Annotated in this window: 23 protein-coding genes; 16 read left to right on the forward strand and 7 right to left on the reverse strand. The window is 59.4% G+C overall.

Annotated features, from left to right (window positions below):
• Nucleotides 1-464: 464 nt before the first annotated feature.
• Nucleotides 465-1556: a LacI family DNA-binding transcriptional regulator gene (locus P5W99_RS36475; RefSeq protein WP_434667934.1), complete on the reverse strand. Its 1092-nt coding sequence runs from the start codon at nt 1554-1556 to the stop codon at nt 465-467.
• A 609-nt stretch (nt 1557-2165) separates the two neighbouring features.
• On the opposite strand from P5W99_RS36475, the gene P5W99_RS36480 reads away from it, so the two are divergent.
• The 12 genes from P5W99_RS36480 (at nt 2166) to P5W99_RS36535 (ending at nt 13581) form a co-directional block, all read left to right on the forward strand.
• A complete protein-coding gene (locus P5W99_RS36480) occupies nt 2166-2567 on the forward strand; it encodes a RidA family protein (protein ID WP_421048290.1) in 402 nt (133 codons plus the stop codon).
• Between the two features lie 96 nt (nt 2568-2663).
• Nucleotides 2664-4001 (forward strand): MFS transporter, encoded by a 1338-nt coding sequence (locus tag P5W99_RS36485; protein WP_434668362.1) that lies wholly within the window; start codon nt 2664-2666, stop codon nt 3999-4001.
• 81 nt (nt 4002-4082) lie between these two features.
• Nucleotides 4083-4733 carry a flavin reductase family protein gene (locus P5W99_RS36490; protein ID WP_434667937.1) on the forward strand — a complete coding sequence of 217 codons (651 nt, stop codon included), beginning with the start codon at nt 4083-4085 and terminating at the stop codon, nt 4731-4733.
• A gap of 118 nt (nt 4734-4851) precedes the next feature.
• Nucleotides 4852-6021, forward strand: a complete 1170-nt coding sequence (locus tag P5W99_RS36495) for an acyl-CoA dehydrogenase family protein (protein WP_434668365.1) — start codon at nt 4852-4854, stop codon at nt 6019-6021.
• A complete protein-coding gene (locus tag P5W99_RS36500; protein WP_434667940.1) occupies nt 6011-7570 on the forward strand; it encodes an AMP-binding protein in 1560 nt (519 codons plus the stop codon). The genes P5W99_RS36495 and P5W99_RS36500 overlap by 11 nt, the downstream gene beginning before the upstream one ends.
• Nucleotides 7557-8336, forward strand: coding sequence for a citryl-CoA lyase (locus P5W99_RS36505; protein ID WP_434667943.1), 780 nt, complete (start codon nt 7557-7559; stop codon nt 8334-8336). Before P5W99_RS36500 ends, P5W99_RS36505 begins: the two co-directional genes overlap by 14 nt.
• Before the next feature lie 13 nt (nt 8337-8349).
• Nucleotides 8350-8826, forward strand: coding sequence for an acyl-CoA thioesterase (locus P5W99_RS36510; protein ID WP_434667946.1), 477 nt, complete (start codon nt 8350-8352; stop codon nt 8824-8826).
• Nucleotides 8823-9623 carry an enoyl-CoA hydratase/isomerase family protein gene (locus P5W99_RS36515; protein ID WP_434667949.1) on the forward strand — a complete coding sequence of 267 codons (801 nt, stop codon included), beginning with the start codon at nt 8823-8825 and terminating at the stop codon, nt 9621-9623. The genes P5W99_RS36510 and P5W99_RS36515 overlap by 4 nt, the downstream gene beginning before the upstream one ends.
• Nucleotides 9624-9659: 36 nt before the next feature.
• A complete protein-coding gene (locus P5W99_RS36520) occupies nt 9660-10409 on the forward strand; it encodes an electron transfer flavoprotein subunit beta/FixA family protein (protein WP_434667952.1) in 750 nt (249 codons plus the stop codon).
• A 26-nt stretch (nt 10410-10435) separates the two neighbouring features.
• A complete protein-coding gene (locus P5W99_RS36525) occupies nt 10436-11392 on the forward strand; it encodes an electron transfer flavoprotein subunit alpha/FixB family protein (RefSeq protein WP_434667955.1) in 957 nt (318 codons plus the stop codon).
• Nucleotides 11393-11681: 289 nt separating this feature from the next.
• Nucleotides 11682-13058 (forward strand): aldehyde dehydrogenase family protein, encoded by a 1377-nt coding sequence (locus tag P5W99_RS36530; protein ID WP_434667958.1) that lies wholly within the window; start codon nt 11682-11684, stop codon nt 13056-13058.
• A gap of 115 nt (nt 13059-13173) precedes the next feature.
• Nucleotides 13174-13581: a GFA family protein gene (locus P5W99_RS36535; RefSeq protein WP_434667961.1), complete on the forward strand. Its 408-nt coding sequence runs from the start codon at nt 13174-13176 to the stop codon at nt 13579-13581.
• Nucleotides 13582-14215: 634 nt separating this feature from the next.
• Here P5W99_RS36535 and P5W99_RS36540 read toward each other — a convergent pair.
• The 6 genes from P5W99_RS36540 to P5W99_RS36565 all read right to left on the reverse strand — a co-directional run bounded on the left by P5W99_RS36540 (nt 14216) and on the right by P5W99_RS36565 (nt 19543).
• Entirely contained in the window at nt 14216-15001 is a 786-nt protein-coding gene (locus P5W99_RS36540) for an enoyl-CoA hydratase/isomerase family protein (RefSeq protein WP_434667964.1), read from the reverse strand.
• Between the two features lie 117 nt (nt 15002-15118).
• On the reverse strand, nt 15119-15874 hold the full coding sequence (locus P5W99_RS36545) for an ABC transporter permease (protein ID WP_434667967.1): 756 nt from the start codon (nt 15872-15874) through the stop codon (nt 15119-15121).
• Between the two features lie 14 nt (nt 15875-15888).
• Nucleotides 15889-16647 (reverse strand): ABC transporter permease, encoded by a 759-nt coding sequence (locus tag P5W99_RS36550; RefSeq protein ID WP_434667970.1) that lies wholly within the window; start codon nt 16645-16647, stop codon nt 15889-15891.
• Nucleotides 16644-17417, reverse strand: coding sequence for an ABC transporter ATP-binding protein (locus P5W99_RS36555; RefSeq protein ID WP_421048129.1), 774 nt, complete (start codon nt 17415-17417; stop codon nt 16644-16646). The genes P5W99_RS36550 and P5W99_RS36555 overlap by 4 nt, the downstream gene beginning before the upstream one ends.
• 48 nt (nt 17418-17465) lie before the next feature.
• On the reverse strand, nt 17466-18554 hold the full coding sequence (locus P5W99_RS36560; RefSeq protein WP_434667974.1) for a porin: 1089 nt from the start codon (nt 18552-18554) through the stop codon (nt 17466-17468).
• 47 nt (nt 18555-18601) lie between these two features.
• Nucleotides 18602-19543 carry an ABC transporter substrate-binding protein gene (locus tag P5W99_RS36565; RefSeq protein ID WP_434667977.1) on the reverse strand — a complete coding sequence of 314 codons (942 nt, stop codon included), beginning with the start codon at nt 19541-19543 and terminating at the stop codon, nt 18602-18604.
• 883 nt (nt 19544-20426) lie between these two features.
• On the opposite strand from P5W99_RS36565, the gene P5W99_RS36570 reads away from it, so the two are divergent.
• The 4 genes from P5W99_RS36570 (at nt 20427) to P5W99_RS36585 (ending at nt 23187) form a co-directional block, all read left to right on the forward strand.
• Complete coding sequence (locus tag P5W99_RS36570; protein WP_434667980.1) at nt 20427-21116, forward strand: tyrosine-type recombinase/integrase; 690 nt, start codon at nt 20427-20429, stop codon at nt 21114-21116.
• A 658-nt stretch (nt 21117-21774) separates the two neighbouring features.
• A complete protein-coding gene (locus tag P5W99_RS36575) occupies nt 21775-22092 on the forward strand; it encodes a hypothetical protein (RefSeq protein ID WP_368619799.1) in 318 nt (105 codons plus the stop codon).
• A 138-nt stretch (nt 22093-22230) separates the two neighbouring features.
• Nucleotides 22231-22671, forward strand: a complete 441-nt coding sequence (locus P5W99_RS36580; protein WP_434667984.1) for a surface-adhesin E family protein — start codon at nt 22231-22233, stop codon at nt 22669-22671.
• Nucleotides 22672-22701: 30 nt separating this feature from the next.
• On the forward strand, nt 22702-23187 hold the full coding sequence (locus P5W99_RS36585; protein WP_434667987.1) for a hypothetical protein: 486 nt from the start codon (nt 22702-22704) through the stop codon (nt 23185-23187).
• Nucleotides 23188-23257: the final 70 nt, after the last annotated feature.

Consider the following 23257-nt stretch of genomic DNA (forward strand, 5'->3'; position numbering starts at 1 on the left):
TGGCCGCACCACAGATGTCATCGGTGCGTAGTGGTCCGTTGTCAACGACGGAGCCGCCACTTGGACGTCCGTATTAGAGCTCCACCCAACGTCCCAAGGTGGCCGATTGCGGCGTTCAGGACATGAATGTTTTTCCTGTTTCAGCCCCCACCAGGCCAGTCCCGCCGGCTGAACGCGCTGCGGCGGTCTACGGCAAACTCGGGCCGGTGGGCGACACTGGCTAGCTGGCAATCTGTCGCGACCGAAACGGCGAGTCCTGGATCTCCCGGCTAAGCGATCGAGAAACGTTTCACTCAATCGAGTTTCGCCGCTATCTACGATACCTGTGTTCTATATCCGGCAGCGTTGCGCAACTTGTTGATGCCCCTCGCACTTACGGCCTGTTTCGCGAACGCTGGAAGGACGCCACGCACGAAGGATGGACGCGCAATCCGATCAAGGATCTTCCCAATCTGGAACCTGCCTCAAGTAACAGGTTGTTGACCTTGTGCTCGACGGCCGCCCCGGATGCGCGTAGAGGTTTGGCTAACTTGGGCGGATTCAAACATGCGGTGGGGACCGTCTGACGCGCGAATTATCAATTCCGGAGTCCACACCTCCTGTAGCTCATGCGGCGACCTGCCGGCAAGCCGCTCAAGCAGCATTTCCGCCATCCGCTTTCCAGCACGATGCGTCTCCGCGGAAAAAGTCGTCAGCGCTGGCTGCACATAGCGTCCGATTGGATGATTGTCTCCGCCGATCACGCCGATATCACGCCCTGGGACTTTGCCGGTTTCCGAGATCCCGCGCAGCACCCCCAGGGCTACCAGGTCATGCCCACAGACGATGGCCGTCGGCGGCTCTGGAAGTGCCAGCAACTGGCGTGCTGCGTCCGCACCGCCTTCTTCCGATATCGCCGTTTCGATGCAAAGTGTCTTGTCGTATTTGATTCCGGCGGCCCGCAGCGCTTCGACATATCCGCCACGCTCGAGGTGGCTGAACATCAGGTACTCCGGTGCATGGACGAGGGCAATCCGCCGATGCCCCAGCGAAATGAATCGCGCACATCCGGCCCGCCCCACGACATGATGATCGATATCGACGTAAGGAAAATCGTTGGACGTTTCGCTTCTGCCAAACGCGACGAACGGAATCTCCTGCTCGAGAAGGTAGGCAATGCGCTCGTCTTGCCGGCGCGTGCGCCCGAAGAGCAGTGCGTCGACGCGCTGGCGTTCTATCAGACGCTTGAACACATCCAGTTCGGTTTCCACGCTTCGCGCGGACGCGACGATCACCTGATAGCCGGTATTGTCCATCGCATCGTTCACCCCCATCAGCATGTCGAGAAAGAACGGGTGAGCGAACGACGTTTGCGGAGGCGACAGAACGAACGCGATGGTGTCAGCCGTTTGCCGGCGCAAGCGACGTGCGGACGGATCCGGAGAAAACCCGTGCAGTTCGGCAGCTGCGAGTACGCGCTTGCGAGTTGCCGGGCTCACGTCGTCGCGGCCGTTCAGTGCCTTCGAAACCGTGCTGGTGGACAGCTTGAGCATGGCCGCAAATTCCTGGATGTTCATCCCGGTTGTTCTCCTCAAGTGGGCTTCGTCGACACATCGAAAACGATTCCTGAATTCTACTCGTTCCGGTCAATCATTGAGAACCAGCCGCGGCAAATCACTCCAAAAAACGATTTCGATTCCTGCTACGAATTTTGCGAGGCGATTTTCGTACTTCCTGGGCAGGTGAGTATTAACAGGCTTGCAATCCACGACGACATGCCCACAGGCATCGCTCGTTATCAGTGTTTACCCGTGGCGGCCGCGCGAAATGCACCGTCTGGTGGTGCCATTCGTTTCCGCTCAAAAGCCCTGCGGGGCACGGGTTGAGGCCAACACGTCGGCCTTCGGAGGATCGAAAACGATTTCGTAATACTTATACGACGCTTGCAAATTGAGTATGACGCTGCTATCTTTGTTTCGAAATCGTTTTCGAAACAACGTGCCAACGGCGGTCATAAGGTCGGTCCCTGTTACCCGCAGTGGGCGGTACATCAGTTTTTTATGAGGCCGCCTCGTGTGGCCGAGAAGCGTGACAAGAACTGCAGACGCGCGACGGCCGCAGACAAATGCCACGTAACTCCACTCTTGCTGACAGCGTGATTCGCGATTAACCGGTATCTCTACTTGATGGTGAGCGTTTTGATAGAACACATCCTGACTGACAAAGCACCGTTGCCGCGCGGGCACTACGCACAAGCGACCAAAGTAAACGGGTTGATATTCGTTTCGGGCCAACTGCCACTGACAGCCGGCGCCAACTCCACGCTCGTCGAAGGTCTCGACGCGCAGGTTCTTCAGGCACTTTCAAACGTGCGAGAAGTGCTGGTGGCGGCGGGAAGCGACCTCAGCCAGCTGCTGAGCGTACAGGTGTTCATTTCCGACATTGAAGTCTGGCCGCGCGTGAACGAGCTTTACCGGGAATTCATCGGTGACCCTGCGCCCGCGCGAACGGTCGTGCCGTGTGGACATCTCCACTACGGTGCAGAGGTGGAAATCAGTGCAATTGCGCTGAGCAATGACGCGCGCTAAAGACCAATTAGATCAATAGCGCGCCGGGTCGAGAAGGCGGTTGGCCAGGTTATCGGCGCGACCCAATCGGCAATCGGCAATTGGGAGCGGCACTGCATACGCAGACCATCTGGAGCAGGGGAGATCGAAATGCAAATGTTTGACTGGTATCGGGTGGCCGCGCCAGCGGAACGGCGAACGTTCTGGGGATGCTTTTTGGGGTGGAGTCTGGATACGTTCGACAATCAGGTTCTGGCATTCCTTTTGCCGGTCCTGATGGCGGCGTGGCACTTCTCCAAGACGGAGGCGGGTTTGATCGCCACTTCGTCTTTGCTTGCCGCGGCGTTCGGGGGATGGGTATCTGGAATTTTGAGCGATCGCCACGGGCGCGTGCGAGTATTGACCTGGTCGATCATCTGGTTCACTGCGTTCAGCATCATCGGCGGGCTCACCAATTCGTATTATCAGCTACTGGTCGTGCGAGCGCTGCAGGGTTTGGGATTCGGCGCTGAATGGGCCGTCGGCGCCGCGCTGATGGCAGAGGTGATCAACCCCGCCCATCGAGGGAAAGCGCTCGGCCTGGTTCAGAGCGGGTTTTCGGTAGGGTGGGCGCTTGCCGCAGTCGTCACGGGTTTGCTTCTCGCGTATCTGCCTTCATGGCTCGCATGGAGATCGGCGTTCTGGGTCGGTGTCATTCCCGCACTGATCGTGTTGGCGATCCGCCGATATATTCCGGAGCCGGCAATATTCCGCGAGATGAAAGAGGCGACCGGAAGCAGAACGCTGGCAAGCTGGCGCTCGTCGTTTCGCAAAGATGTCCGGCGTTCGAGCCTTCTTGCCGCGCTGCTGGTTACCGGCCTTCAAGGCAGCAGCTATGCGGTCATGATCTGGTTGCCGACGATGCTGGTTCAGATCCGCCATCTGCCGCCGTCGTCCGTTGCAATGATGGTGACGATGATGAGTATCGGCTCTTTCATCGGACAGGTGGGCTTCGCTTATATCAACGACTCACTGGGCCGCAGGTTCACCGCGATTGGCTTCTGTCTGTTCTCCGCGTTCCTGACTGGCTGTTACTTGCTGGTGCCAATGAACCCGTGGTTATTCGCGCTACTGGGGTTGCCCGTGGGGATGGGAATTAATGGCGCATTCGCGGGCATTGGCCCGATGTTGTCCGAGCTTTTTCCAACACAGATCCGCACTACTTGCATGGGCTTCTCGTATAACGTCGGCAAGTCGCTTGGAGCACTGAGTGTTGCGCTCGTCGGCGTTGCGGCAGAACACCTCGGGTTGGTCGGATCAATCGCGCTGTTCTGCATTATCGGCTATTCCTGTGCGCTGCTTGCGCTGGCATTCCTTCCAGAGACGCGCGGACGCGATCTCTCGAATATTGCGCCGATCGACGATTCGTACGATCAGGCAGATATGTTGGAGCCGGCAACCCCTATACGCAGATAGAAGTATCGATCTTTCCCGAGCGCCCGGACATTCGGTTTTGTTCACCTTGCTTTTGCGCACGTTCAGACATTGGAGATACGCATGAGTTGCAATTCGGGAATCGATGTCGTCGATTCCGGAGCGGAGGTCCAATTTTATGATCCCGCCGCAGGCCATGGCTTGCCCCACGATCCGTTCAAGGCGATCGTCGCTCCGCGCCTGATTGGCTGGATATCGACATGTTCGCCGAGCGGCCAGCCGAATCTCGCTCCGTACAGTTTTTTCGGTGCATTCGCGGCATTCCCGCCGATCATCGGGTTTTGCAGTGAGGGCCGCAAAGACAGCCTCCGCAATATCGAGCAAACGCACGAATTCGTGTGGAATCTGGCGACGCGTCCGCTCGCCGAGCAAATGAACCGAACGTCGGCGACTGTCGCTCCGGATGTCGACGAGTTTCTACTGGCGGGCGTGACACCGGTCGCGGGACGCAACGTATCGGTGCCGCGTGTCGGCGAATCGCCTGCGGCGCTCGAATGCCGGTTGCTGCAGGTTTCTCAGCTTCACGATCTGCACGGCAAACCGACGGATAACTGGCTCGTGCTCGGCCAGGTGATCGGCGTGCATATTCTGAAGGCGTATCTGAAGGACGGTCTGTTCGACACGCATGCCGCACAGCCGATCATGCGGGCCGGCTACCGCGGTGATTACACCGGGATTGGCGACAGATTTGAAATGATTCGCCCAGTGTCGTGAATTTTTTGAGTCGCTCATAAAAATTCGGAATCGTTTTATACCACCCCATGTTTGTGCTTGGCCGCTAATTGTTGTTGTGCCACCTTAATTTTTATCGAAATCGTTTTCGTAAGTGAGAATGACCATGACTCAGACTGACAGCGAAGTGTCCATGATCCGGGAAACCGCGCGACGTTTCGTGCGCAACCGGCTCGTGCCGCTAGAGCAGCAAATCGAAACAGATGACGATGTAAGTACGCAACTGCTGGCGCAACTGCGTTCGGAGGTTGCCGCGCTTGGTCTGTACGGCTTCAATCTTCCCGAGAGCATCGGCGGACCGGGGCTGTCGGCGGCTGCCAAAGTGGCCATTCTGGAAGAGGTCACGCATACGTCGGTGCCTCTGAGCGAGGTGTTCGGTCACCTTCCGCTGCAACTGACCCAGACCAATGAAAGTCAACGAGCCGAGCTTCTACCGGACATCCTGTCCGGAAAGAAGATCGTCACCTATGCGTTGACCGAGCCCAACGCCGGATCGGACCTCAGCGGGCTTCGTACCCGAGCGGAAAAAGTGGCGGGCGGATGGGTGCTCAATGGCAGCAAGCATTTCATCTCGCACGCCGAGACCGCGGACTACATCATCGTGCTCGCTGTCACTGAACCGTCGGCCGCGTTGAAGAACAAGCTGACCACGTTTATCGTCCGGCGCGGCAATCGCGGTGTAGTGGGAATGACGCGTTACCGGAAGATGGGCTGGCGTGGTTATCACCTCAACGGGTTCACCCTCGAAAACTGTTTCGTTCCCGACGAAGATCTGCTGGGTGAGCCTGACGCAGGTTTTCTCGGCATGATGCAATCGATCAATCAGGACCGGTTGCTGTCGGCCAGCCGCTCACTCGGTCTTTCGTCGCGCGCACAGGCGATGGCCTGCGAATATGCGCTCGAACGCAAGGCATTCGGCGCGAGTCTTTCGCAGCATCCGGTTATCCAGTTCATGGTCGCCGATAACGACGTGGAGATCGAGGCGGCGCGAATGTTGATCCGCGCGGCTGCGGAAATGATCGAGCAGGAAGATTCGCGGGCTCACGTCGCTGCATGCCGTGCGAAGCTCTACGCGAGCGAAATGGGATGCAGGGTAACGGATCGCGTGCTGCAGATTTTCGGCGGCATGGGTTACATGACCGAACTGCCGATCGAGCGATTCTATCGTGACGCGCGCGCATTTCGTATCGGCGAAGGCACATCGGAAATGCAGCGTATCCAGATCGCTCGCGCCGCATTTGCCGTGTCCGGAGGGCGTCATGGCATTTGATCTGCTTGAATCGGGCGAGGCCGATCTGGTCGCCGTGCATCACGGCGAAAGAACAATGAGCCGCGGTGAGCTGCGGATCGCGTCGCGAAGAGCAGCTTCGTTTCTGCTCGAGCTGGGGGTAAGGCGGGGCGAGACCATCGCCGTCTGGTTGCCGGATGGCGGCGTGTGGCTGCAACTGTTCTTCGCGGCAGCACAGCTCGGCGTGCTGATGGTGCCGGTGAGTACGCGCTTCAAACAGCAGGAAGCCCAACACGTCGTCGATACTGCGAAAGCGCGCGTCCTGCTCGTGCCACGGCGCTTTCTGGATTTCGACTATGCGGGCGCGGCCCGTGAAATTCAAGCGTCCAGCGATGTGTTGCAGCACGTCGTAGAGGTGAGCCAATTCGATGCGTTCGAATGGGATGCCTATGAACCGTATTCGAAGTGGGAAGGCCGCGACACGGATCTGTTGTGCACCTTCACCACATCCGGCACAACCGGTCGGCCCAAGCTCGCGGTTCACACTGCAGGGGGCATTGCCCGTCATGCGCGCAATGCGGCTCGCTTCAACGACATGAAGGTCGGCGATGTGGTTCTTTGTGCGCTGCCTCTTTATGGCGTGCTGGGATTCGTTCAGGCGATCGCAGCGCTCGCTTCGGGCGGTACATGCGTGCTGTTGCCTGTGTTCAAGGCGCAAGCGGCTGCCGAAGCCATCGAGCGTCACCGCGTCACCCATTTCTTCGGCTCGGACGCGATGATGGACATGGTGCTGAATGCCGGAGATTCCTCGTTGGCCACATGGCGTCGGGGTGCATTTGCGGAGTATGCGAGCCTCGGTCAAAGCGTGATCGCGCAGGCATGCTCGGCCTGGGGCGTCCGATTGACGGGGCTCTATGGGATGTCCGAATGCCTTGCAATGACCGCGATCGGCGATCGCGACGGCGATGCACAGCAAAGAGGTCTACCCGGCGGTACACCGATTTCCCCCGAGATTTCGTTTCGGATCGTCGACCCGGTAACCGGTGCGCCATTGCCGGACCGACAGCAGGGCGAATTGCAGCTTCGCGGCTATAACGTGATGGCGGGATATCTGAACAATCCCGCCGCGACCGCGGAAGCACTGACACCCGACGGCTGGCTGAGGACTGGCGATCTCGCTTATGCCGATGGTGGCGGGTTTTGCTACTCGGCGCGGATGAGGGACAGCCTGCGTTTGCGCGGTTATCTGGTCGATCCGGTCGAGATCGAGGACTTTCTCGCACGACATCCGGGTGTTGCGGCGGTGCAAGTCGTGGGGGTCCACATCGACGGCGAGGGAGACGTTGCGGTTGCGTTTGTCCGCAATTCCAGCACCCCCGCGACGGAGCAGGAATTGCTCGTCTGGTGCAAGCAGGGGATTGCCGGTTTCAAGATTCCGCGACGCATTCTGGCAGTGGAGTCTTTTCCGCAACAGGACGGCCCCAATGGCGTGAAGATCCTGAAGAGCGTATTGCGCGACATGGCAGCGCAAACGCTTGGTGTTGCTCAACATTCATCTGCAACGCGAGAAGTCCATCATGAAGCAAGCTGAAATTCGCTCCGACATCGCGTGGGCGACACCGACGAAGGTCGTCGTTCACGGTCTGGACTTGTGTGAGGACATCGTCGGCAAACTCGACTTCGGACAAATGGCGTTTCTGCAACTGTTTGGGCGATTGCCTGAAGAGCTCGAACTGCGCATGTTCAACGCGATGATGGTCATTCTGGTCGAGCACGGTATTACACCTTCGTCGCTGGCAACGCGCATGACTTATGCGGGCGCGCCTGAAGCGGTCCAGGCTGCCGTCGCGGCGGGCCTTTTGGGATTGGGTTCGGTATTCGTCGGATCGCTGGACAACGCAGCGCGGCTGTTGCAGGCGTCGCTTCCCGATCCCGCCAACGTGCCTGACATCGGCGCGCTCGCCCGTGAGATCGTCCATGACTACCGCGCGCGCAAGGAGATCCTGCCGGGCATCGGACATCCGTTTCATAAGCCGATCGATCCGCGCGCGCCGGCACTATTCAAAGTCGCTGAGGAGACTGGATATGCCGGCCCTTACATTCGCCTGATGAACGCGATCGGGAAAGAAGCCGAGTCACAGCTGAATCGTCCGTTGCCGGTAAACGTGACCGGCGCGATGGCCGCGGTTGCATCCGAAATGAAGATCCCCTGGCAAATTTGCCGGGGACTAGCGGTTGCCGCGCGTTCGGTTGGGCTTGTCGGGCACATCCTCGAAGAAATGCGTCAACCATTCGCTACCGCGCTTTATTTGCGCACCGAACACGAAGCGAGCGCGCATTTGATCACGAAGGAGTAACAGGAGAGCAGGTATGAATGCCTTCGAATCGGACCGGATGCCGTCGACGGCAAACGCGGCTGCGCAGTGCGTTCACTTTCGTTTCTGGACGGAAGAGAAGCTGAGGAACGCCGATACCGATCAGTTCAGACACGTCAACAACGCCATTATCGCGACTTTTTTCGAAGCTGCGCGTATGGAGATCTTTGCGCCGCCATCGATTCGCGCGCTAATGGGCGGCACGAACCTCGCGGTCGTCAGACTGTTGATTGAGTTTAGCGCGGAGGTGCATTTTCCCGGACGTGTGTGTGTCGGAACCACGGTCATCGAAGTCGGAAAGACATCGTTCAAGGTACGACAGGGGTTGTTCGTGGACGTGGACGATCGCTGTCGCGCGAAGGCGGAAGCCGTCTGCGTGCTGGTCCACGGCGAGAGCGGACGTCCGCATCCTGTCACCTCTGAATTGCGCGCCTATCTTCTGGCCAGCAATGGCAAGGAGCCTTTCGCATGAGTGGCAATAAAGTTGTTTACGAACGGCGTGGCGACATTGCGCTGCTGACACTCAATGACCCCGATCGCCGCAATGCGCTGTCGCGGGAAATCGTCCGCGGACTGTCGCGTGCGCTAGACACGGCATTGGCCGAAGGGATACGCGCGGTCGTGATCGCCGCACGGGGGCCGACCTTTTGCGCGGGCGCCAATATCGACGACCTGCGCGACGGATGGATGGAAAGCCCTGCACCTGATGAAGATCCCGCGGTGATGTTCAAACGTATCACGGAATTCGACAGGCCCGTGATAGCCGCTGTTCATGGTGCCGCGGTGGGCGGTGGGATGGAACTCACGCTTGCATCGGATCTCGTTGTGGCAGCCGACTCTGCATGGTTCTGCATGCCCGAACTGGGCCACGGCGTCATTCCGAACACCGGGCTCGCGTTGCTATCGCGCGTGATAGGCCTGCGCCGCGCATCCGAGTTGATATTGACGCGCCGGCGCGTGCCGGCGGACGAGGCGTTGGCCATCGGCCTCGTCAATCGTGTGTTGCCCGCTGACAAGCTTCTCGGCGAAGCGTTGTTGCTTGCCGGAAAAGTCATCGAATCGGTGCCGCCGGGCGCGCTCAAGGCAGCGAAGCGCAATCTGCTTGCGCACACGGCAATCGACTGGCGCCGCGTCGTCGAGTCGCCGCTCGACGTGCCGAAAGAAGAGTGGCAAGAAGGTCTTGCCGCGTTCAATCAGAAGAGAGCGCCCGATTACGAGCGCTTCTGGGGCAAAGTCAGTGACGGTCGCGGCATCCGGATTGAAGGGTGATTCGCCAGGAAAACACGGTCTGTTAAGGAGAGCGATGTGAAAGTGTTGGTTTCAGTTAAACGATCGGTGGACGCCAATGTGAAGGTCAGCGCGAAGCGGGACCAGACGGGTGTCGACCTCGCGAATGTGAAAATGGCCATGAATCCATTCGACGAAATCGCAGTCGAGGAGGCGGTGCGTTTGCGCGAGGCCGGCGTCGCGACCGAGGTGGTCGCGGTGTCGGCGGGCGTCGCACAATGTCAGGAAACGCTGCGCACCGCGCTGGCGATCGGAGCGGATCGCGCGATCCTGATCGAGTCGAACGAAGAGTTGCAGCCGCTGGCAGTCGCAAAACTGCTCAAGGCGGTTGTCGACAAAGAACGGCCTTCGCTCGTCATTCTGGGCAAGCAGGCGATCGACGACGATTCGAACCAAACTGGCCAGATGCTCGCCGCGTTATCGGTTTTGCCGCAAGCGACCTTTGCTTCGAAGCTCGTCATTGCGAACGGCAAAGCGACCGTTTCGCGCGAAGTGGACGGCGGGACCGAAACGCTGGCGCTGACCCTGCCGGCCGTGGTGACGACGGATCTGCGACTGAACGAGCCGCGCTACGTGACGCTGCCGAACATCATGAAAGCAAAGAAAAAGCCGCTGGAGATCGTGAAACCCGGTGATCTGGGTGTCGATGTGACGCCGCGCCTGAAGACCCTGAAGGTCAGCGAGCCGCCGAAACGTGCCGCTGGCGTGAAGGTGGCGGATGTCAGGACGCTCGTCGAGAAGCTGAAAACCGAAGCGAAAGTGCTTTGATACACGGATATGCGGAGAAGGATCTAATGTCGATTCTGGTCATTTCTGAACACGATAACGCGTCGCTGGAAGCAGCAACGCTCAACACGATTGCGGCTGCCGTGATCGTTGCGAAATTCACGAATCAAGCTGTCCACGTGCTGGTCGCCGGACACGGAGCAAAAGCCGCGGCGCAGGCCGCCGCGAAAGTCGCTGGCGTCACCAAAGTGCTGCTCGCGGATTCGCCGGCATTGGCCGACGGTCTCGCGGAGAACGTCGAAGCCACGGTATTCGGCGTTGCGGGCGGCTATTCGCACATCCTTGCGCCGGCTACCGCCTATGGCAAGAACATCGCGCCACGCATTGCGGCACGACTCGACGTCGCGCAGATCAGCGACATCATTGCCGTCATTGCCGACAACACATTCGAGCGGCCGGTCTATGCCGGCAATGTGATCGCGCAGGTGGAATCAAGCGATCCGGTCAAGGTGATCACGGTCCGCGCAACGGCGTTCTATCCGGCGTCGTCTGAAGGCGGCAGTGCGTCGATCGAGGAAATTGTGGCTGCGGCGGATTCGGGAATTTCAAAGTTTGTCAGCCGCGAAGTGACGAAGCTGGATCGTCCGGAATTGACTTCGGCGAACATCATCGTGTCGGGCGGACGAGGTCTGGGCAGTGGCGAGAATTACCGAAGCGTGCTGGAACCGCTGGCCGACAAACTCGGCGCGGCGATAGGCGCGTCGCGTGCCGCCGTCGATGCGGGCTATGCGCCGAACGACTATCAGGTCGGACAGACAGGCAAGATCGTCGCGCCGCAGTTGTACATCGCGGTTGGCATCTCCGGTGCGATCCAGCATCTGGCCGGGATGAAAGACTCGAAGGTGATCGTCGCGATCAACAAGGACGAAGAGGCGCCGATTTTCAGCGTTGCCGACTACGGCCTGGTCGGTGATCTGTTCGACTGTGTTCCTTCGCTCCTTCACGAACTTGACTTGGGTTCATGAAGGCGCCAGTTTCAGCATGCTGGAAAGACCGTGCGAACCCGGTCGACATTGGCCGCTTGCAGGGAGTCGCAAGCGCGAATGCTGAGGATGCCAGCCTGTGGCGATGGTTCTCGCTGATGGTGCAGGACTCGCGCATCAGGTGGCGTCTGGCCCATGGGGCCTGGCTGGTGTCGGTCGACCACCGGCACGTGGCGACGGAAACGAGCTTCGACGAGGCAATGCGCGCAGCAAAGGCGAGGGTCGACGGAACCGCCACTTCTTCTTTTAAGGTCAAGCTACGGAGTAGAACATGAGCTTTCGCAGTATCAATCCTGCAACGGGCGAATTGATCGAGGAGTTCCCGCTGCAGACCGACGAAGAAGTGTTCGCGGCGCTGAAAACGGCCGACGAACTTTATCGCGAAGACTGGAAATTCAGGCCGGTTGCCGAGCGTGTCCGGATTGTCGCGCGAGCTGCGCAGATCCTGCGCGAGAAGCGCGACGAATACGCGAAGTACCCGACGCTCGAAATGGGCAAGGTGGTTCGCTTCGGGTACATGGAAATCGATCTGGTCGCTGACATTCTGGACTACTACGTGCAAAACGGCGAGCGGCTTCTGGCCGAGCAGTCGTTGCCGGGAGAACCGGGCGCTACGCTGGTATCCGAGCCGATCGGTGTGATTCTCGCGATCGAGCCATGGAATTTTCCCTACTACCAACTCGCCCGTGTCGCCGCGCCTCAATTGATCGCAGGCAACGTCGTGCTGATGAAGCACGCGGAAAACGTGCCGCAGTGCGCGCTCGCTTTCGCGAGGCTGTTCGAGGAAGCCGGAGCGCCGAAGGGTGCGTATACCAATCTCTTCTGCAGTATCGAGCAGGTCGCCAGTCTGATCGACGATTTCCGCGTGCGCGGTGTTGCACTGACCGGCAGCGAAAGAGCAGGGGTTTCGGTCGGTGAACGCGCGGGGCGAAATCTCAAGAAAGTGATCCTTGAGCTGGGAGGTAGTGACCCCGCTCTGATTCTGCCGGGTGCGCCGATCGAACATGCGGTGGAGCACTGCGTGATGGGCCGCACGTTCAACTCGGGACAAGGCTGCGTCAATATCAAGCGCGTCATCGTGGTCGGCAAGGAGCGTGGCGAGCTGATGCTGGCTGCGCTGAAGGAGCGCTTCGCGGCGATCAAGGTGGGCGATCCAAGGGACGAAGCGACCGTGCTCGGCCCGCTCGTCAGTGAGCGCGCGCTGGAAGGTCTGCTCAAGCAGATCGCGGACGCCGAGGCTGCCGGAGCGCGAATCGTTCATGGCGGCAAGCGGGTCGATCGTCCCGGTTTCTTTCTCGAGCCGACGATCATCACGAATATCACCGGGGACAATCCGCTGTTTCAGCAGGAGGCATTCGGCCCGGTGCTGTCGTTCTATGTCGTCGATAGCGAGGAAGAAGCGATCAAGCTGGCCAATGCGACGAAGTACGGGCTCGGAGGCTATGTGTTCGACGCGGATATCGCGCGTGCAAAACAGGTTGCGTCGCGCATCGAGTCGGGGATGGTGTACATCAATTCGTGTTTCGTCGACTCGCCGGGGCTGCCTTTTGGCGGCGTCAAGAATGCTGGTTTCGGTCGTGAGTTGTCGGAATTGGGCATAGGCGAATTCCTCAACCGCAAGCTCGTCCGGGTCGCCGGCGCAGCCTGATCGCATCGCGTGTCGGCGCCGTTGTCGCTGCGCGAGTTTGTGGCGATAAGCATCGCCATTCGTCCACGGAGGAGCCGGCCGGTTCCTCCGCAATTTTTAGTCCGGTAGATAAATCATGCAGATTCGAAAAGGCGGCTGCTTATGCGGCGCCGTGCGTTACGTCATCAAGGCTGAGCCGGCGGCCGCCGCGATATGTCATTGCAGGCACTGTCAGAAAGCGGGCGGAACATTATTTTCCTTCAACCTGTTCGTAAGTGAAGCCGACTACGAGCAGGAAGGGCAAACAATGGTCTATGAAGACAAGGGCGATAGCGGTCAGCCCTCTTATCGGCATTTCTGCGGGAATTGCGGTTCTCCGATCATCACGAAGGTGGCGACGCTTCCGGCGCAGGTTCTGGTAAAGGCAGGCACGCTCGATAGCATGGACGGCCTGCAGGCTCCTCAAATCGAAATCTACACGGAGCGCGCCGTGCAATGGCTCGCACCTGTCACTGGCACTACCCGCTTTGCACTGAGTCCGTGACAGAGTCCGAGTGGGAGCACTCCCAGACGAAAATTAAAGGCGTTCTGTGCGACCTGTACGGCGCACTCTTCGACGTACATTCAATCGTGGAGCGATCCGACGAGCTGTTCCCGGGTCGCGGCATTGCGATCGGTGCCCTTTGGCGACAGAAGCAGTTCGAACATACGTTGGCACATAGCCTGACATGGTCGCCGCACTGGAGGTGTTGCGCAGTATCGGCGCTCCCGGTGGAATCGTGTCTAATGGCTCTGCAAAATCCATACGCAGGGTCGTTCGCCATCCCTATTTGTAAAAGTACTTCCCCCACCTGATCAGCACGGAACCCATACGAGCATACAAGCCCCGGGCGGCCGCCTATGAACTCGGCGAACAGACACCCGGCGCATCGCGAGAAACGATCCTGTTTTCTTGGCCGATGGTCCGTATGCCGCTGGCGCTAGAGACATCCGGTACACGGTCGCATGGATCAATCGCGGCGGTGGCTTCTTTGAAGAACTGGAAGTTCGGCCGGACATCGAAGTGCGTTCTCTCGCGGCACAGTCCGGATGGTTGCGTGAAAGCGATCTATCGAGCATCGTTGAGCGCCGGTGCTGTCCTGGCATGGACGGCACGCTCCCCAACAAGTCGACAGATATCAGCTCCCCTTATAGTCGGGCGGCCGACGCTCGGTGAATGCGGTGACGCCCTCGTGCGAGTCACGACTCATCAGTAGTTCTCTCTGCAATTGCGCTTCCTGGAGCAGACCTTCCGAGAGATCGAGGCCATAGCTTGCGATGATCGCGCGGCGCGCGGCAACGACCGCGAGCGGACCATTCGCGACGAGCCGGCGAGCGATCGTCAGCGCGGTTTGCTGCAACTCCTGTGCGGATACCAGTTCGGTTACGAGGCCATGATTGAGCGCGAAATTGGCGTCGAAGGTATCGCCCGTCAGGATCATCCTCATCGCGACGCCCATGCCCGTGACTTTGGCGAGTCGCTGTGTGCCGCCGCCGCCGGGGAGAATGCCCAGCCTGACTTCGGGCAATCCAAAACGCGATTCAAACGTGGCCACACGGATGTCGCAAGCGAGAGCCAGCTCGAGGCCACCAGCGACGCAGAACCCGTCGATCGCGGCGATCGTCGGCTTGACGACGTCTGTGGCGCCAGTCAGGCCACCGAAGCTGATGATCGAGGTCGGCACATCGCTCGCCGCGATGCGACGCCTATGCGGCAGGTAGTCGCCGATATCGGCACCGGTGCAAAACGCGCGTCCTCCGCTGCCGGACAGGATGGCCACCTTTAACTGCGGGTCTTCATTGAAACGCCGGAACGCGCGCGCGAGGTCGCGATCGTGTTCCACGTCGAGAGCGTTGTGAAGCTCGGGGCGGTTGATGACGATGTGGGCAATAGCGTGATCGATGAGCAGGAAGTCGATGGACATCAATGTATCGTTGAAGTCAGCGCCCGGCCATTGCGTGTGATCCTGAGCAGTGACACGGGCAGAGGTGTGGAAAGGGGACGCACAATGCCGTCCGGGCATGCGATCTACCGCATATGTTCAGCGCACGCTGTTGGGCGGCCTTCGCAAAACATATCGCTCCAGCCATTCGAGCGCGGAATTCAGACATACGCCGATGATCCCGACGATAAAGAGCAACGCAAAGACGGACGGAGCATCGAAGTCGCGTTGAGCGGATAGAAGCATGCCGCCGATGCCGGGCAGTGTCGCCAGCATTTCGACCAGAAGCGCAACAATGATCGCCAGCGGCACTGCGACGCGCAGTCCGGCAATCATGCCGGGCAAAATGCATGGGGCGTAGATGTTGAGCAGCATACTCCGCGCGGAAAGTCTCAGCGTGCGGCCTGTGCCGGTCAAAGTCGGGTGAATCGTCCGGGTCGCCTGTAGCACATTGAGCAGGACCGGCCAGAGCGTCGCCAGCGTGACGACCGAGACTTCCAGTCCGGCGCCGGTGCCGATCAACAGCATCGCGGCGGGAACGATCGTCGGCGGCGGGATCGAACGAAGAAATTCAAGAGTCGGCGTGACGGCTTCGGAGATGGCAAGCCGCGCGCCGAGGATCGCGCCGATCACCGTGCCGATCACGCCCGCGACTACGGTGGAAAGCACGACGGTCTTCAGCGTCGCCAACACCGCTAATTGAAGATCGCCTGTTCCGAGCATCGTGGCTGCTTGCGTCAACCAGGCTTGCGGTGCCGGCGCAACGGGTGATGACGGGTCTCCCCACGCGCACCATGCGCTTAACAAGGCAACCGGCAGGACGAGGCCGGCAAGCATACGAGATATGTAGTTCACGGATGACTTTCCTTTCAGTTTCGCTGGTACAGGCCAGGAAGCAGACGTCCGACTGCGAAGTCCAAAGCGAAGTTCGCGAACACGCCGAGCATTCCAATGGCAAAGAGATAGGCAAACATCTCGCTCGCTTTCATTGCTTCTTGCGCGCTGACCAGGCCCCATCCGAGGCCGACCGGATTGCCCACCATCTCGGCTACTACGCTCACTACGAGGCAAAGACTGAAGCTGAGTCTCGCGCCGACGAGAATCTCACGAAGGGCGGCCGGGGTGACGACGCTCCGTAGCGCATGCGATCTGCTGAGGTGCAAGGTGGCGGCGACTTCGAACATTCTGGAGTGCAGTCGCTCGATGCCTGACTTGCTGCTAAAGAGCACGGGCCATACGCTCGCAAACACCGTGACGCTAATCTCGGTTTGCAAGGAGAATCCGAATACCAGAATCGCGAGCGGTATCAGCGCGACGGCGGGCACGGGTCTCAGCAGTTCGATAATGAGCGACAAAATGACGCGAAGCTTTGCCGAACTGCCCAGTGCCATGCCTAGCGGTATGCCGACGACAAGGCAGATGCCCCAGGCCGCGAGCGCTGCGCCAAAGGTATGCAATGCGTCGGCGGGCAGACGTCCGCTCACCAGCGCATCGAGCAGAGCCTCGCCGATTTGCACGGGCGCCGGCAGAACGTTAAGCCCGTCGGAGGTGTTAGCCGCCAGTTGCCAGGCTGCCAGTAGCGCGATGGGCAACAGCCACGGGCACCCCTTGCGCGAGAGGGGCGTCATCGCGCCGCTCCGTGTAGAAGGTTCAGAAGTTCGTGGCGCGCCTGCAAATATTCGGGCATTTCCTTCGTAGAAATCTGATCGCGCATTGCGGGGAGTGCGGGGCGTATCTCCGACGCGATTCTTCCTGGAGAGCCGGCCAGCAGCACGACCCGGTCTCCCAGATAGATTGCCTCGTCGACATCATGGGTGATGAATACGATGGTGGCTCCGGTGCTGGCCTGGATATGGCGCAACTGGTCCTGCAGTTTCGCTTTGGTCATCGCATCGAGCGCGCCGAAGGGTTCGTCCATCAGCAGGACCTTCGGCTGCAGGGCCAACGCGCGCGCGATTTGCAGCCGCTGCTGCATGCCGCCGGATAGCTTGGCCGGATATTCCTTCTCGACATGTTTGAGACCGACCAGCGTCAGGGCCGTGTCGATGCGCTGGTCGAGTTCCGCTCCGGAGATCTTTCCCTCGATGCCGAGCGCTACGTTGCCCCTGACTGTTCTCCATGGCAGCAACGCGTTGCCATAGTCCTGAAACACCGTCACGACGCCCTCGGGCGGTCCGCAGAAAGTCTTGCCCTCATACAGGACTCTGCCGCCCGTCGGTTCGCAAAAACCGCCCAAAGCACGCAGCAACGTTGTCTTTCCCGTACCCGACCCGCCGACCAGACAAAGAAATTCCTGGCGGCCGATACGCAGGTCGATGCTTTGGAGAATGACTTTCTCTCCGCTCGCCGATGTCAATCTGACTTCGGTCTGGTCACAGAAAAATGCAGGTGGGTTCATATTTATCCATCAAATTGGCTGTTGTATCGGGCGCAGCCGATGCGCCGGCTAAAACCGATTGGTTACACCCACTTCGACGCCCGTCTGATTGGCGCCGGCGACCACACCGGACCCAAAGCCCGCGACGCCGAGGTTCGATCCATGACTGTTTTTCACGTAGCTGATTGCTGCGTAAAGGTTGGTGCGTTTCGAAAGAAAATAGGCGGTGTTGATGCCGAAGTCGATCGGATGCTGGCCTGCCGATACGATGTCCGTGTAGTAAGTGGCCGCGGAAATGATCAAGGCAGGGGTGGCGTGATACTGGAGTCCGCCGTAGTACATATTGGAGCGCGCGGCAGTGGCAGGAATGGAACTATTGAACCACTTGTATCCGGCGAATAGTGTGAGCGGTGAAATCACCCGATAACTGAGTCCGGCGCCAATGCGTTGCTCCTTGTTGCTTTGCGTGACAGTCGATGTGCCACGGCGCATCTCGTACACGAGAGCCGCCAGAATCGGGCCGGCGGCATAGCTCACACCGCCGCTGACTTCCTGGCCGACGCGGAACTCGCCCGGAACCTGTGCGCCGTTCGGGATGGTTGCGTCGTAACCGGTGCTGAAAAGCGCGTCGAAGCGCAAGGGTCCGGTCGAGGTGACGTATTTGACGGAGTTGTCCGCCCGGTTCGCGTACTGGGCGTCCTGGGCGACCAGCGACCAGTTGTAATAGCCGAGCGGATCGAGTTGCGTGAAGTAGTCGAAGAGGGGAACGTTCTGACGACCCAGCGTTACCGTCCCGTACGGTGTCTGAAGGCCAACGAACGCTTGCCGGCCAAACAGACGCCCGCCCTGTTGAAGCGTACCGTTTGCGATATTGAAGCCGCTTTCAAGCGTGAATACTGCTTTGATCCCGCCGCCCAGGTCTTCCTTGCCTTGAATCCCGAACCGGTCACTTACATCACCACCGGTAATCATCTGAACCACGCTTTGATACTGGCCGCCGCTTTTTCCCGCGTTGGTGACGTACGCAATGCCACTGTCGACAATGCCGTAGAGTGTCACGCTCGACTGCGCATGGACGGCGGCTGCAGCTGAAACGATTATCAAACCTGCTGCGTACCGGGTAAGACGGACTGTCGCTGCCGGATACCGATATTTCATTACTGCGTCTCCAGTTTTTTTTGAGGGGCTCCACTACCGCGTCTGCGCTAGTTGACGCTCGATCCCGCTGCGCCCACGTTCCCGCTAATCACACCGGCGGCGAGTGAAGCCCGGATCCAGATTTCGATATCGTTATCGTCGAGGTGTGTGTGATAGGCAGGCAGGCGCGTGGAATTGGCGATTTCGTTCGACAGGTGCGTCCATTTCGCAAGTACCGCGCGGGATGCTTTGTCGTTCTTCTGGATGTACTGAATCGCATCGCTGAGCGCGGCGCGCCATGCGACGAGCGTCGCATGATTCGACCGGGCCCACTGACCGTTGGCCATCCAGCAAGTCAAAACCACGGGGTCGCCGACGGAAAGCATCGGATCGCCGAGGCTATTGACGCCTTTCTTCATCGATGCGGACGCGTATGGTTCGACGATCTCCGCGGCGGCGACGCGTCCCACAGCCAGCTGGTCGCCCATATTTGCAAAGGACATCTCCTGAAAACGGATGCCCTTTGGGTCGATGCCGCGCTCGCGGAGCGCGTTCAGCGTAGCAATGTGAATCACCCCGTTCAGCGATGGCGTGGCGACGACTTGTCCTTTGAGATCGGCCATGCTCTGTATCGGGCCGTTCGCCGTGACCACAAACCGCATCTGCTGATTCGAGGACCGCTCCTGTGTATTACCTGAAGTGCCGACGATATCGAGCTTCCTGAGCCGTGCCTTGATGATATCGATCGGCGTGCAGCCCGATATTTCAAACTGCCGGCCCAGCGCGCCAACGACGGACGAAACGTTTTGCACGGTCGTGATGTCGACGTCCAGCCCATGCGCGTCGAACATGCCTTGGTCCTTGGCGACCCATAACGGTAGCCATGCTGCCGAGACGACGGACGCAACGCGCACTTTCGTGCGGGTGGGCGTATCCGCCCTCGCAGCGTAAGGAAGGACGAGGGAGGCGGCTAGCAGGGCAAAAGCCAGCAAACGGAACAGGTAGGACACAGTGTCTCCTCGGTGAACTGATGGGCCTCATCGACGGGTTTGGGTGCGGGAAGCTTTGAGTAAAGAACTGCGCCGCTGAACGAAAACGATTTCGGTAAAAATACTATAAGGATCAATATTACGAGTCAACATGGGGTTAACTCGGCCAGAAAGCGATTTCGAAAAAGATGGATCGAATGGTTTGTGTCCGCCCAAACTCGGTGGCACGCCGGCCGTCTTTGGAAAGACGTGCGGCGAGGGTGGGCAGGTATCCGAGCTTGGCCCTGCAAGACATGGGGGCTGCTTTGCAGCGATGCAGTGGAAGAGATCCGGGCGTCCTATCCGCACGCTCACATCGAGGTGCACCTCGCGGGCGAACTCGGAAGCACATGGGACGGCACACGTGCAAGCCAGGCGCGGATGGCGTCGAGATCGTCATCGGCGCCGATCTGGCGGCGTTTGGTGGCGGTTGCGGCCGTCCGGGTTGTCGGGGAGCGCGAGCGTGCCGAGAGGGCGAGGCGTGATGAGGGTGGATTCCATGGGACGTTAGTCGGCTTCCGGCTACCACCCAGACCCAGCAATTTCCAAACCGCGCTCTTTCGGGCCCGCACCTGGCGCGGCGAAATGGCCAACGATTCGGGCGGCGCCAGGGCGCAGCCGTGCGCGACCCTGCCTCGTGTATCCAGTTGGACGCGAGGACGATGGTTCGTCCATTGCGCAACTAACCGGCTGCGCTATCTTTACCCCGCACCCGCCGGTTCCCGGCGCACCGCGACGGCAGGCAGGGCAAGCGGGATTTTTCCGGGGAAGCGAGGTTTTACGCGGGTTAGACTGAAAAGGAGCGACCGACGCTTTCTCTCTCGTAACACAGCTCGAACACGAGCGTATTACGAGGAAGGAAAGCATGGATCCCAGACACTCCAAAGTGCTCACACCCACCAAATTTCGTCACCTTATGCGCGTCACTGACGCGACGAGCCGTTTCCCCGAACGTGATACGTTGATCCTGCTACTCGGCGTCACGTGTGGTATGCGGGTGACCGAGATCGCCCGACTGGAGGTAAGTCACGTGCTCACACGCTCGGGCGCGCGTCGCGAAGAAATCGCCTTGCCGGGATCCATCACCAAAGGGTGCCGGCCACGCTGCGTCTTCCTCTCACATCCGCGGGCACTCGAGGCCTTTGATCGATATGTCGAGTGGCGGTACATACGTGCTGATGGCGTCTTGCTGGACAAGTGCGAATATCGCGGCCTCATGCCTCACACACGACTCATCCTCACGCAGAAGGGCGGTCCGTTCGAGCTGAGTGTGAAGCGCCGTGTCAATATTGAAGGCGAAGCTGTCGAGTATCTGGCTGCCGACAGCCTGCAGAGCTACGTGACGAGTCTGTACCGCGCCGCAGGCCTCGGTGCCGGATACAGCAGCCACTCGGGGAGGAGGACATTTGCGAGCCGTCTTGTCGCCCAGGGGCACTCGCTCGAGACTGTTCAAATCCTCCTTGGGCATTCGCACCTCGATCACATTGCGCCATATCTGGATGTATCGCAGCGAGAGCTTCGTGAAGCCGTCGCTGCAGTCAACCTACGCGATTAAATGCATTTCGCATAAATTTTGATCGAGCTCCTCGTTCGGATATACAGGTTTGGACAGAGTTGCCGATAAAGAAGGGTTAGACAGAGGCACCAAAGCGGTCTTCGGACCGTGCCCGGCGGGACTTCTTGCGTTTCGCGATGAAGCAGTTGCGGATGACGTGAGACGAACTCGCAGCACATGTCAGCGCGGCTAGTGGAATCGGTACGCAGGTGACACGTCTGGGACAACGGGGAAACCGCCACATAGCCGCGCGTCAACCTAGGAATCAAGGAAGAACATCATGGACGATTGCATACGGATCGGGCCCGGCGTACTGTTCTCTGCTGTCGTCCTGAGCCCCGAATGGGGACGTGAGTATCAGCGAACGGCCGCGCCATCTCCACATGTTCCGAGCGTGCACGCGCCTTCGCCCGTCGCTGGAGCAACCGTGCGAGGTTCACGTGACGCGGATGTGCGCAGCAGCGAGCAGATGACGTTGCTCTAACAGGTTGCTGAAATACCGTTTTCCGGGGTGCTCGAAAACCGTTTTCGGGGGTGGCAACGCCTTACCCAAGTCGCGCGAGCAGCTTGTAGGGCCTCCTATGCGGTCGGCGATTTTTTTGTGCACCCCTCGCCGGAAGTATTTCAGCAACCTGCTAAAGGAGGCAAGGAAGAATTCATGGGCACCCTACGAACGAAAGCAAGCGAACTGGTCGAACGATTCATCGAAGAGGCAATCTCGACCGGCCTAACATGGGACGAAGCCGTCGCCGTGTTCGGTCTCGCGGCGAAGGCATCGGCTCAGGCTGCGGCGGCGGCCGGCGAAGGCACGGAGGCTGAGTGCCTTGCACACGCCCGGAAGCGGTTTGAGGAAGCATTTGCACAGCAAGTCCACGTGGTCGTGGCTGATGCCTCGGTGTCATCGCTTGACGCCGCGGCCGGCGACAACGTCCTGCTTACAACTGCCCACCGGCGGCCCGTACACAAACATCATTGAGTCGGAAAACGAAAGAGTGCCGCGATGAAAGTGGAAGACTTCATGACGAAGCGGCTGGTATGAATGCCTATCTGAGCCGCTTGGCCACATTGGCAAAACTCGAAATCGATGGCGAACCGCCACGCGACTAGGAAAACGATGAACACCATTTTGCCCAAGGCTTGCCATGTTGTCGTCTGCATGCTTGTCGCGTGCGTTCCGGCAAGTGTAATCGCGTCTGACTGGTCCACGGTTGGACAGCAAGGCAAAACAAAGCTTGCGCTCGATGTCGAGTCGCTGGAGCTTAATGTACCGGCGGGAGTCGGCAAGGTGTGGGCGCGAACGCAATTCAATCCGCCAAGCAAGTTTGGGGACAAAAAGGTGGCGAAGTTGATGGACCACTACGAGGTAGATTGCGATACGCAGAAATATGCGGTGCTTCGCAGCATTGCATACGATGGCGCCGGGGAGGTGGTTGGTTCATCGGACGTTCCGCAACAGATGCAACCCACGGTGCCGGACACTACTGCTGCTGTGGTCGTCAACGCAGTCTGTGCGGTCCTTTCGGCGCGGAAGGCGGCGAACCCGTCCGCCCGCTGAACAACGGAAACTTCGCCGCAACGCGCGGCAATGGAAAACATGAATCTCGCTCAGGCGTTACCGGATTTGGTGAAGGGATTACCAGCGGCATTTGTGACCCTCGTGATCGGGTTGATTGCTGCCGGAATCGCGTATCGACAGTACCGAATTGCGCGGGCCAAGTTCAAGTTGGACCTGTTTGAAAAAAGGCATGCGGTTTTCCTTGAGACTTGGGCATTCATTTCGAAGTTCTTTGACCCAAACTGGTTCGACGGTCGGGACATTATGGTTTTTCGGCAACACGTTGCGAATGCGAGGTTTTCGTTTGGGCCGGAGATTGCCCGCTTCGTTGAGGTGGTCGAAAAGAAGGCTCTAACGCGCGGCGATGCGTACATCGCCGTACGGAAGGCTTCGACCGAGGACGAACGCATAGCCGCAACGAAGATTTTTAACGGGACGACGGAATGGGCGCAAACGGAAGCTCGGGCCATTACGGGGCGATTCGCTCCCTATCTTGATCTGTCGAAATGGCGCTAGACGCCGAACCATCGGAAAATTATTCGGCGCGCGAGCGCCCCGCAGTCGGGCCGGATGCCTAGCGAACGAA

The organism is Paraburkholderia sp. A3BS-1L (genome assembly GCF_051125215.1).
In the GTDB taxonomy this organism is placed as follows: Bacteria; Pseudomonadota; Gammaproteobacteria; order Burkholderiales; family Burkholderiaceae; genus Paraburkholderia.

What these genes read in the sequence shown, in the direction of transcription:
- P5W99_RS36475 (WP_434667934.1), bottom strand. Translation starts at nt 1,556, where the DNA reads ATGAACATCCAGGAATTTGCGGCCATGCTCAAGCTGTCCACCAGCACG.
- P5W99_RS36500 (WP_434667940.1), top strand. Translation starts at nt 6,011, where the DNA reads ATGGCATTTGATCTGCTTGAATCGGGCGAGGCCGATCTGGTCGCCGTG.
- P5W99_RS36510 (WP_434667946.1), top strand. Translation starts at nt 8,350, where the DNA reads ATGAATGCCTTCGAATCGGACCGGATGCCGTCGACGGCAAACGCGGCT.
- P5W99_RS36580 (WP_434667984.1), top strand. Translation starts at nt 22,231, where the DNA reads ATGAACACCATTTTGCCCAAGGCTTGCCATGTTGTCGTCTGCATGCTT.
- P5W99_RS36550 (WP_434667970.1), bottom strand. Translation starts at nt 16,647, where the DNA reads ATGACGCCCCTCTCGCGCAAGGGGTGCCCGTGGCTGTTGCCCATCGCG.
- P5W99_RS36505 (WP_434667943.1), top strand. Translation starts at nt 7,557, where the DNA reads ATGAAGCAAGCTGAAATTCGCTCCGACATCGCGTGGGCGACACCGACG.
- P5W99_RS36525 (WP_434667955.1), top strand. Translation starts at nt 10,436, where the DNA reads ATGTCGATTCTGGTCATTTCTGAACACGATAACGCGTCGCTGGAAGCA.
- P5W99_RS36490 (WP_434667937.1), top strand. Translation starts at nt 4,083, where the DNA reads ATGAGTTGCAATTCGGGAATCGATGTCGTCGATTCCGGAGCGGAGGTC.
- P5W99_RS36530 (WP_434667958.1), top strand. Translation starts at nt 11,682, where the DNA reads ATGAGCTTTCGCAGTATCAATCCTGCAACGGGCGAATTGATCGAGGAG.
- P5W99_RS36480 (WP_421048290.1), top strand. Translation starts at nt 2,166, where the DNA reads ATGGTGAGCGTTTTGATAGAACACATCCTGACTGACAAAGCACCGTTG.
- P5W99_RS36585 (WP_434667987.1), top strand. Translation starts at nt 22,702, where the DNA reads ATGGAAAACATGAATCTCGCTCAGGCGTTACCGGATTTGGTGAAGGGA.
- P5W99_RS36570 (WP_434667980.1), top strand. Translation starts at nt 20,427, where the DNA reads ATGGATCCCAGACACTCCAAAGTGCTCACACCCACCAAATTTCGTCAC.
- P5W99_RS36540 (WP_434667964.1), bottom strand. Translation starts at nt 15,001, where the DNA reads ATGTCCATCGACTTCCTGCTCATCGATCACGCTATTGCCCACATCGTC.
- P5W99_RS36515 (WP_434667949.1), top strand. Translation starts at nt 8,823, where the DNA reads ATGAGTGGCAATAAAGTTGTTTACGAACGGCGTGGCGACATTGCGCTG.
- P5W99_RS36575 (WP_368619799.1), top strand. Translation starts at nt 21,775, where the DNA reads ATGGGCACCCTACGAACGAAAGCAAGCGAACTGGTCGAACGATTCATC.
- P5W99_RS36555 (WP_421048129.1), bottom strand. Translation starts at nt 17,417, where the DNA reads ATGAACCCACCTGCATTTTTCTGTGACCAGACCGAAGTCAGATTGACA.
- P5W99_RS36560 (WP_434667974.1), bottom strand. Translation starts at nt 18,554, where the DNA reads ATGAAATATCGGTATCCGGCAGCGACAGTCCGTCTTACCCGGTACGCA.
- P5W99_RS36535 (WP_434667961.1), top strand. Translation starts at nt 13,174, where the DNA reads ATGCAGATTCGAAAAGGCGGCTGCTTATGCGGCGCCGTGCGTTACGTC.
- P5W99_RS36495 (WP_434668365.1), top strand. Translation starts at nt 4,852, where the DNA reads ATGACCATGACTCAGACTGACAGCGAAGTGTCCATGATCCGGGAAACC.